The organism is Paludisphaera soli (assembly GCF_011064595.1).
Classification (GTDB): Bacteria; Planctomycetota; Planctomycetia; order Isosphaerales; family Isosphaeraceae; genus Paludisphaera; species Paludisphaera soli.
In genome coordinates, this window is the sequence record NZ_JAALJI010000084.1 from 1 (window position 1) to 2,747 (window position 2,747).

Here is a 2,747-nt window from a genome sequence, read left to right on the forward strand (position 1 = left end):
ATCGCCAATCATGGGGAAGTCCAGAGTTCGGGGGGGGATGGATCGAGCGAGGCGGCGGAGGTCGTCGAGGTCGTGGGACTCCAGCAGGTCGAGCGTCGCCAGCAGCTTCTCCAGGCCGGCGAGCAGGGCCGGGGCCGTCGACTCGACCTTCCAGGCCATGCGGCGGCCGCTCAGCCGCACCAGGACGCGGCGGACCTCGGCGGCCTCGGGACGCTCGTCGAGGCGCAGACGCAGGCCATCGACGCGACGACCAGCCGCCTGAGGACGGCCTCGGCGTCCCTCTGGCCCCACTCCTCGACCTGGCAGCCGGAGGACTTCAGGAGCAGGAAGAACGACTCGATCCGCCACCGCAGGTAGTACCAGCGGGCCGGCGTCGCGGCGTCGCAGCCGTCGGGGCCGGGGCGTTCGACGTTCGAGAGCAGCAGCCAGCGGGCCTTCACCGCCCCTCGGGCGTCGACGACCCGGGCGACGACCAGGCGCAGGGGGAGCGGCGGGCCGGGGACCTCGACCTGCCTCTTGTTGCCGCCGGAGGTGCGGCCGGCGGCCGTCCGCCGCGCCGGCCGGTCGAGGACGACGGCCGCCTCGGCGACCTGCAGCCGGGCCGGCTCCTTCTCGTACTCGATCGGGCCCGCCTCGACGACCTCGGCCCCGGGCGCGAAGAGGTCGTCGGCGACCTCGGGGAGCTTCCAGCCGCCGCATCGCGGCCGGCCTTCCCGGAGGACGACGCGGGCGTCGTCGGCCCGCACCAGGAACCGGAAACCGGCCGCGTGCCAGGCGCGGAAGCAGCCGACCGAGTCGGCCTCGCGGTCGATCACGAAGACCGGCCGGCGGCCGAGCAGGTCGGCCGCGGAGCGCATCGTCGCCGCGACGCCGTCGAGCCGGCCCTCGGCCGGCCCCGGTCCGCCGCGGCGGGTCGAGGCGTCGCCGCCGTCGGCGCGGAGCCGCAGCTCCAGCGGGCCCATCGGCAGGCCCGAGCCGGCGTCGACGGCCAGGGCGCAGGCCAGCTCGTAGCCCGGGTCGGCCGCGTGCGTCCGGCGATGCCGGTCCCCCTTCGAGGCGTGGCCGCCGAAGTGGAGCATCGACCAGTCCAGGGCGACCAGGAGGTCGGGGCCGTCGCCGGCCATGGCCCGGACGGCCTCGACGACCGGCTCCATCAGGGCGGCCGGGCCGGCCCTCGGGTTGTGCAGGAACCGCCACATGGCCTGGGCGCAGGCGAACGGCTCGGCGACCCCCGGCAGGGCCGTGATCCCGGCCGCCGCCGCGTTCAACACGTGGCGATGCTCGCGCACCAGCCTCCAATACCGCAGCTGCAGCCGGCGGTCCATCCCCTCGAATGCGATCCCATCCCCTCGAATGCGATCCCATCCCCCGAGATTACCAGCTCGCCGAGTTGTGTAGACAGGGATGCCACCAGGGGGGAAGGTGGCCCGAGGGGCCGGATGAGCGACTGTGTTTCGAGTCAAGCGGATTTCACGCCGGATCGGGCGCGGTGGCGTTCCGCCCCGGGTCCCAGGGCTTCATCTCGCGGAGGATGGCGTTGGCGATGGTGAGCAGCTTCCTCGCGACGGCGATCAGGGCCACCTTGGGCGGCTTGCCGGCAGCCTCCAGGCGGTCGCCGAACGCCCTCAGGGCCGGGTTGAACCGCCACGCCGACAGGGCCGCCATGTACAACGCCGAGCGCACCGCCGCCCGGCCCCCCTGGATCCGCCGCCGGCCCTTCCAGGCCCCGCTCTCGGCGGCCATCGGGGCCACGCCGACCAGGGCCGCCAGCGGCCCCGGGCCGAGCCGCCCCAGCTCGGGCAGGCCGGCCAGGAGCGTCCGGCTCAGGACCGGGCCGATCCCCGGCACGCCCCGCAGCAGGTCGTCCTTCTCGCGCCACGCCGGGGTCGAGCGGATCTTCCCGTCGACCTCGCGGTCGACGCCGTCGAGGTGGGATTCGAGCCACCGCAGGTGCGACTCGATGTCGCGGGCCACGCGCCGCGAGGGGGCCGCGGACAGGCGGGCCTTCTCCATCGAGGCCATCTGCACCAGCTGGCGGCGGCGGGCGAGCAGGGCCTCCAGCTCGCGGGCGTCGGCGTCGGGCAGCGGCCGGGGGTCCCCCTTCAGGACGCGGCCGAACGCGGCCAGGCAGCGGGCGTCGATGGCGTCGGTCTTGGCCAGGCGGCCCATCGCCCGGGCGAAGGCGGCCGCCTGCTTGGGGTTGACGACGTCGACCGGCAGGCCGGCCGCCAGCAGGGCGGCCGGCGGCCTCCATGACGACGCGGCGGGGCCGCAGCGGGGCCAGGCGGGCGACCAGCTCGGCGTGGCCCTCGGGCGTGTTGGCGACCGCGAAGGCCGGCCCGTCGTCGATCGCGACGTCGAGCGCGGCCTTGGAGACGTCGATCCCGACGAACGTCTCGGCGGCGGCGGCGGCGGCGGCGGCGGCGGCGGGGGCGTCCATGGAGCGATCCTCCCGGGTGCGGGCCCGCGGCCGGGCCGCGGGCTTCGGCTTCGGCTTCGGCTTCGATTCGGGTGCGTCGCTCGGCCCCTCCTTGCTATGCGGCCTCGAGGGCCGCCCGACTGTCCGGGCTCGGCGACGCGACGTCGGAACGCTCGGCGGCGACCCGTGCTCATCCACGGCCTCGGAGGGCCCAGGGGGTGTCGGCCTGCCGCCTCGCTCTCCCTTGCTATGTGAAGCCATCTCGCGGCCCCTTTCAACATACAAGGGGGACCATCAAGACCGACTCTGCGAAGCTGCGCCGGCTTCT

General features: G+C 75.4%; 1 protein-coding gene and 1 pseudogene. Both read right to left on the reverse strand.

From position 1 onward, the window contains the following. Positions 1-170 precede the first annotated feature (170 nt). Complete coding sequence (locus tag G6O68_RS31505; RefSeq protein WP_165253671.1) at positions 171-1,325, reverse strand: IS4 family transposase; 1,155 nt, start codon at positions 1,323-1,325, stop codon at positions 171-173. 145 nt (positions 1,326-1,470) lie between these two features. After that, positions 1,471-2,440, reverse strand: a pseudogene (locus G6O68_RS31510) (IS110 family transposase). Positions 2,441-2,747: the final 307 nt, after the last annotated feature.